The organism is Anaeromusa sp. (assembly GCF_028691475.1).
Classification (GTDB): Bacteria; Bacillota; Negativicutes; order Anaeromusales; family Anaeromusaceae; genus Anaeromusa.
This window is the reverse complement of the sequence record NZ_JAQUZF010000108.1, coordinates 1,939-8,825: the sequence shown is the minus strand read 5'-3', so window position 1 is coordinate 8,825 and position 6,887 is coordinate 1,939. Positions and strand designations below refer to the sequence as shown.

6 protein-coding genes are annotated in these 6,887 nt (G+C 50.5%); all 6 read right to left on the bottom strand.

Features of this window, described 5'->3' with window-relative positions; translation table 11 throughout:
• Window positions 1–147 precede the first annotated feature (147 nt).
• Window positions 148–954, bottom strand: a complete 807-nt coding sequence (locus tag PHF27_RS11945) for an HD domain-containing protein (protein ID WP_300070339.1) — start codon at window positions 952–954, stop codon at window positions 148–150.
• Between the two features lie 33 nt (window positions 955–987).
• Window positions 988–1,575 carry a 7-carboxy-7-deazaguanine synthase QueE gene (locus PHF27_RS11940; RefSeq protein WP_300070336.1) on the bottom strand — a complete coding sequence of 196 codons (588 nt, stop codon included), beginning with the start codon at window positions 1,573–1,575 and terminating at the stop codon, window positions 988–990.
• A complete protein-coding gene (queC, locus tag PHF27_RS11935) occupies window positions 1,572–2,243 on the bottom strand; it encodes a 7-cyano-7-deazaguanine synthase QueC (protein WP_300070334.1) in 672 nt (223 codons plus the stop codon). The genes PHF27_RS11940 and queC overlap by 4 nt, the downstream gene beginning before the upstream one ends.
• A complete protein-coding gene (folE2, locus tag PHF27_RS11930) occupies window positions 2,240–3,040 on the bottom strand; it encodes a GTP cyclohydrolase FolE2 (protein WP_300070332.1) in 801 nt (266 codons plus the stop codon). The genes queC and folE2 overlap by 4 nt, the downstream gene beginning before the upstream one ends.
• A gap of 104 nt (window positions 3,041–3,144) precedes the next feature.
• On the bottom strand, window positions 3,145–4,200 hold the full coding sequence (gene fni / locus PHF27_RS11925) for a type 2 isopentenyl-diphosphate Delta-isomerase (RefSeq protein WP_300070330.1): 1,056 nt from the start codon (window positions 4,198–4,200) through the stop codon (window positions 3,145–3,147).
• Between the two features lies 1 nt (window position 4,201).
• Window positions 4,202–6,166, bottom strand: a complete 1,965-nt coding sequence (locus PHF27_RS11920) for a bifunctional 4-hydroxy-3-methylbut-2-enyl diphosphate reductase/30S ribosomal protein S1 (protein WP_300070328.1) — start codon at window positions 6,164–6,166, stop codon at window positions 4,202–4,204.
• Between the last annotated feature and the right edge of the window lie 721 nt (window positions 6,167–6,887).

Below are 6,887 nucleotides of genomic sequence, written 5' to 3'. Positions count from 1 at the left end.
TCGTATTTCCAGCTGCAAAATAGAAAAGCCGCCAGCTGCGGCTTTTTGCTATACCCGAATTTATAGACTGAAACAGGAGGAATGGCAAGGGTTTGTGGATAACGAACCGCGAAATACACGAAAAACGGGAAAGAGCTTTTCTATTGTTTAAAGAAGAAACTCTTGTTCCACTTCCCCTAAATGATGCAAAAGCTGATAGGCCACAAGCGCCAATTGCCAAGAGCGGCGACAGCGCAGATACTTAAAGTCCAAATCCAAAATGCGCACACGGTCCAAGGCGTCACAATCCTTAAATAAGAAGAAAAGATATTTGATGCGCGCCTGCTCGGCAGCCGGCATTTCTCCTAAAGCTTTTACGCCGCGCTGATCCGCAATGCAGTGCCAGCGCATAATAAACTGCAAAGCCCGCAAATCTTCCGGTTCTAGTTGCTCTTGCACCGCAACAAGCTTCTTCATTTTCTCAATGCTATCCGCCCCGTGACGCTCGCACAAGGCGTCATGGCTGCGTCCAATGTCATGGAACGCCGCCGCATACAGCAGTACTTTCCGGTCCTTCGCCGATAACTGCTCCAAAAAGGAAAGGAAAAATGAATGCAGCAGCACCCGTTTCATATGACTGATACCGTGAATGCTTTCGGGCCGATGAAACTGCCGACGCAAAATTGACTCATCCCCAGCCAGCAGGCGATACTCCTCCAGCAAGTCGGTATTAACCACCTGCGGCCAAAAAGTCCAAAAAGAATAAAAGCTGTCCAGACGATGAATGGCGCTGCGCGTGCCGTTATGAGTGACCGCCTCGTAAAGCTGCCCGTCAGCCCCAAGCTGCGCCGTCCTATATAAAGCCAGATGCAAATCTGGCGTCCAGGCGTCACCGCCGCTCAAACCAGAAGGATTTTCCAGGGCGGCCTTAAATACTTTGCTGCCGTCCGCATTATTCAATGCCCGCTTTTCCAATGCTCTCACCGCCTAGATTGTGTGTTAGCCGTATCAAGGAACCTGCAGCACCCGATGCAGCTGTACGCCTACGCGCCACAGTTTCTGAGGGTTGGCTCGTACCAATTCTAAAGCCCGCAAAGCCGAAGCTGGCCGTCCGCCCTCCACCTGCAGATATACCCGTCCTTCCGGGACTAAGGCGTCTTGAATGTGCTCAACCTGCAGCTTTTCATCCACCACGTATTTCAGTTCATCCGCATGACAAATTACGACATACGCAGCATCCGGCTTAGGGGAAACGGCAATCCAGTCAATGCCCCACTCAGCCGGCACCTCTTGAGTGCCATTCGTCTCCAGGGCCACTTCATGCCCACGCGCATGCAACGCCGCTGCTAAAGGCCCTAAATCATGCAATGTCGGCTCGCCGCCGGTGATAATGACTCGCCGCACATCGCGCGGCAGCTGCAAAAGAATGTCCGAAATTTCCATTTCCTTCGCCCCTGCTGCCGTTTGCGAATGGGCCGTATCACACCAGGAGCAGCGAAGGTTGCAGCCGCCCAGGCGCACAAAAGACGCCAACGTCCCTTGATAGCAGCCTTCTCCTTGAATGCTGCTGAACAGATCTAACACTGGATATTTCATACCTTGCCTCCCGGACGGCGTTGCTGCAGATAAGCTGCAAGCCCCTTGGACCGCAAAAGGCACGACGGACAAGCGCCGCAGCCCGCGCCAGGAATACCATGATAACAAGTCACCGTTTTTTCGGCAATATACTCCAGTTTGCCCATTTGATCCGCCATTTCCCAAGTTTGCGCTTTATCCAGCCACATCAGCGGCGTATGCAAAACAAAGTCATCCGCCATGGCTAAGTTCAAAGTGACATTTAGTGACTTAATAAAAATATCCCGACAGTCTGGATAGCCACTGTAATCCGTCTCACATACGCCGGTCACGATGTGGCGCAGTCCGTGCCCTTTGGCCAAAACACCGGCAAAAGACAAGAACAGCAAATTACGCCCCGGCACAAAGGTAGAAGGAAGCTCACCTTCTTGCCCTCCCTCAACAGGGATTTCCTCACGGGTCAATGCATTCGGGGCCAGCTGATTCAGCAGCGCCATATCCAGCACCGTATGCTTTACCCCAAGTTCTGCGGCAATCTGCCGCGCATGCTCAATTTCACTGCTATGGCGTTGCCCGTAATCAAAAGTAACAGCTTCCACCCGCTCAAATCGCTCCAGCGCCCAAAACAAGCAAGTAGTGCTGTCTTGTCCGCCGCTGAAAACCACTAAAGCGCCTTGGCCCTGTTTCATTTTCCAGTCTCTCCTTCTACCCATTCGCTATGTGCGGCATAAGCGCTGTGATTATGAATGGACTCAAAGTTTTCACATTCAATATCAAACCAGAGTACGCCCTTAAGGCCGCGAAACAGCAAAATCAAATCACGAATCACGTCTTCAACAAATTTAGGGTTTTCATAGGCCTGCTCGGTAACAAATTTTTCATCCTGCCGTTTGAGCAGTGAATACACTGGCGCACTCCCTTGGGCCTCCATAGCCGCCACCAGGTCTTCCAACCAATGCAGCACCCCGGGTCGGCAACGCAAACGCGCCCGCATCATGCCGCGCTGATTATGCGCGCCATAGCGAGATATTTCCTTGCTGCACGGGCATAAAGAGGTAAAGGGAACTTCCACGGAAAGAATAAAATCAAAAGTTCCATCTTCGTCATAGGCCGCTTCAAAAGAACAATTATAATCGACTAAACTGCGAATGCCGCTCACTGGCGCCGCTTTTTCAATAAAATAGATAAACGAAAAACATACATGCGCCCGGCTAGCTTGCAGCCTAACACAAATATCTTTTGCCATGTCCTCTAGTTCCACCATGGAAACCGGCTTGTTTCGCCATGCATCCAGGACTTCCAAGAACCGGCTCATATGAGTACCTTTATAGTCATGAGGCAAATCCACTGCCGCATCAATGGTAGCGACAACATGTTGAAATCCTCCGGCCTTCGTTCGAATAGAAAAAGGCAAACGAACTCCTTTTACCCCTACTTTTTGCAGTGAAACCCCTCTATGATCGATTGAACTTTGCACGTCATCCAACTGAATTTGCCCTCCTGTACAGTGATTCTTCATTTCATCTTAACACATCTGTTCAAGCAAAGACAAGAAAGCCGGCCACTTCCGTGGCCGGCGCCTGTATTCCCCTAGAAGAAGCGTCGTGTCAAGCCGCGCTGTCGACTCCAGGACTCGACCAAACCGGTTAAAACCACCGGAGACTTCTGCAGTTCTTCAATACCGCTGCAGCCAGACAAAAGCAGCAATTGCCGAATCTGCATTAATAAAGCTTGCCACTGCTCGACAGCAGCCTTCAAGTCGCCAGACCACACCAGCCGCAGTGCCGGCGCTGCCAATGCGACCGCATCGGCTCCCAAGGCTAAAGCCTTTACAACCTCCAGCGCCGTTCGCACGCCTCCGGAAGCAATTAAAGCCGCTCTTTGCCGCTGCACTACACTGCCGGTTTCCAACAGGGAACAGGCTGTAGGAATGCCCCAGGCCAAAAGATCTTCAGCTAAAAACTCATTTTTCCGTTTGCCTTCAATGGCAATGAAGTTCGTACCGCCGGAGCCGCCTATATCTAAGGCCGCCGCCCCACAGCCAAGAAGGGACTCTGCCGCTTCTCGCCGCATGCCGCAGCCCACTTCCTTGACGATCACCGGGACCGATACGGCGCTGCAAATAGCGGCGATGTTATCCCGGTAATTGCAGAAATCGCGGTCTCCTTCCGCCATAAATAGCTCCTGCGCCACATTCAGATGCAGCTGCAAGGCCGCTGCGTCAAGCATTTCAACAGCCATGACCGCTTGCGCCGGCGTTGCATACGCTCCTAAATTCGCCCACACCGTTCCCTGGGGCAAATGCCGCCGCACAACGCGAAAGGTTTCTGCAAGCTCAGGCTCCTCCACCGCGGCGTATTGCGAACCTACGGCCAATACGCTTTGCGTCTCTCTCGCCAATACAGCCAGGCGCTCATTCAGGTACGTCACATCCTGAGCGCCGCCTGTAAGAGCATTAATAATTAAAGGATGCGTCAAGGTCTGCTTTCCTACGGAGGTAGCAAGCGAAATTTCCGTCAAGGACAACTCAGGCAGACAATGATGCAGCAGCTGTACATCCTGAAACCCATTTTCCGCCGGCCCATCTGACAATTCCAGCGCACAGCGCACATGGTCTAACTTGCGCGACTGCCTGGTAGACTGCATCTTATTTCTCTTCTTCAGCAGCTAAACGTTCACCAATAGTCGCTTGCGCCGGCTCTGCCTGCGTGTCGATGAAAGAGCTGAATTCCTCCCGCTCCGTCTCTTGCTGCGCCTGAGAAATACTAAGACCAATCCGCTTTTGCTCTTTTTCCACACGAATCACTTTGACGACAACTTCTTGGCCGATGGAAACAACTTCTTCCGGTTTGTTTATACGTTGCTCCGCCATTTCAGAGATATGCACAAGGCCTTCAATATCGCCATGAATTTTTACAAAAGCGCCAAAGGGCATTAATTTGGTCACAACACCCTTTACCAGCATGCCTTCCTGCAATTCTTCCACCGCATCCATCCAGGGATCCCGCTGTGTTTGCTTCAGGCTTAGAGAAATCCGTTTAGCCGCCGCATCTACCTTGAGCACCAACACATCCACTTCATCGCCAACCTGCACGACTTCTTGCGGTGATTTAACATGATGCCACGACAAATCCGAAATATGAATCAACCCGTCAACACCGCCGATATCGACAAAAGCGCCGAAATCAGTAAGACGGCGTACAACACCGTGTACAACCTGATTGGGTTCGATCGAACCGTAGATTTCTTCTTCTTTTTGTTTGCGTTCACTTTCTAAAATGATCTTCCGAGACAAAACGATACGCTTTTTGCCCCGGTCAATCTCAATCGGCACAACTTGAATCGTCTGGCCGATATATTCACCTAGGTCACCTACAAAACGCAGATCAATATGAGACGCAGGGATAAAGCCCCGAATCCCAAATACAGCTACCGAAAGACCGCCTTTCACCTCGGCAGTAACCGTAACTTGCAACGGGCTTTTTTGCTCCAGAGCTTCCTCCAAGCGGTTCCAGGCAACCTGTTCATCAGCGCGACGCTTAGACAGAAGTACTTGGCCGTCCTCATTATCTGCGTTCAACACGTAAACATCAATCTCTTCGCCATCTTTCACCAAGTCCGAAGCTTGGGCCGGTGCGGGATAAGCCAATTCTTTCAAAGGAATAACGCCTTCCGCCTTATAGCCGATATCAACAAACACTTCATCACGGCGAATTCCTACGACGGTTCCTTTAATCACCATGCCCCGTTCAATTTTCTCCGCTGTTTGGGCCAACATTTCGTTAAAATCTTGCATTTTCCTGCAAACCTCCTCAATAATCCAATCCGGCGTTGATGCTCCGGCGGTAACTCCTGCGGTATCTACATCAATAAACCAAGCCGGTTGTAATTCTTCCGCCGTTTCTATATGATATACCTTTGTTCCCGCCCGGGCGCAAAGTTCGGCTAGACGATTCGTGTTGGCGCTGTTTTTTCCGCCTACCACTATAATTATCTGCGCTTGAGATGCCAGCTGCAACGCAGCTTGCTGCCGCTGCTCTGTGGCCGCGCAAATCGTCCTGTCCACTACGGTATCGGCTGACTTAGCCGATACAATGGCTACCAGTTCCGCAAACAAATCCGTAGCAAAGGTTGTTTGGGAAACAACGCCTATTTTTTCATATTCAGGCAACGCTTCGGCTTCTTCCTTATTTTCCACTACTTTCGCCTGGCGCTGCGCCCATTCCAGAATGCTTTGCACTTCCGGATGCCTCTGTTCGCCAACAATAATGACTTGGCGTCCCTCCTGAAAAAACCGCGCCGCCGCCTGCTGCGCTTTTTGCACATGCGGACAAGTAGCGTCAACCACATTCAATCCTTTGCTTTCCGCTTCTTGATACACGCTCGGTCCTACGCCATGAGAACGAATGACAACAGTCCCTGTCGAAAACTCCGCTAAAGAGGATGCCACGCCGACTCCTTGTTTTTGCAAACGTTCTACCACTTGAGGATTATGAATGATCGGCCCCAATGTCGCCACCGGACCGTTCGTATTCTTGCATTTTTCCGCCATCTCGACGGCCCTGCGCACACCATAGCAAAAACCATAATGTTCTGCTGTTATTATTTTCATAAAGTTACACTTGAACCTCCTGAGCAAAGATACTAATACTTTTATAAAATTCGCTGACTGAACGAGAAATCCTTTTTTACTGCATTATTTTTACAAAAAAGAGAAACAAATATAAGAAAAACCGCTACGCGGTCCTTAGAAAATAACGTCACACAGAGTAACAGAGAAAAGCCAGAGGAATAATGCGAGGGAACGTATGAGGTTACGATGGCCGTGACTGTATTTGAGACTTTTGGGGAGCAAGACGGTCCGCAGGATGCAAAAACAGGAGACGACGGAGAAAAGTTCCGTATGTCTGAGCGCCAGCGAGTTCGCGGAACTGCCGTCGCCTCCTATTTTTGAGAGTCGCGCGGAAACCTTGTCTCAAATACAGTTATGCCACCGTTTATACAGAACCTCCAGTCCCTTAAAACCCCTTTCGCGTTGTTCGTGTATTTCGCGGTTCGTTATCCCCGCCATTTCTTCTATCTCAGCCTCTCAAGACTTATATACTCTGGTATAGAAAAAGGGCCCGAGTCCAGCAGCAAGCCAGACCCGGGCCCTCTCTTTGATCCTTTAACTAGACATCAAGGAGTCACGTTGGGTTGTGTTTTTCCATACTCGCAGAAGTTTTGGATTTCCGTATTCATGCCGACCGGTTTATCCGTCTTCAGCAATTCCAGCCACTTGCGAGCGCAGTCGATCAACGTAATAACTACCAAAATGATCAAGACAATGCTGA

Bases quoted from the DNA above. Each gene is read 5' to 3' on its own strand.
- PHF27_RS11920 (WP_300070328.1), bottom strand. From the start codon at position 6,166: ATGAAAATAATAACAGCAGAACATTATGGTTTTTGCTATGGTGTGCGC.
- fni (WP_300070330.1), bottom strand. From the start codon at position 4,200: ATGCAGTCTACCAGGCAGTCGCGCAAGTTAGACCATGTGCGCTGTGCG.
- PHF27_RS11940 (WP_300070336.1), bottom strand. From the start codon at position 1,575: ATGAAATATCCAGTGTTAGATCTGTTCAGCAGCATTCAAGGAGAAGGC.
- queC (WP_300070334.1), bottom strand. From the start codon at position 2,243: ATGAAACAGGGCCAAGGCGCTTTAGTGGTTTTCAGCGGCGGACAAGAC.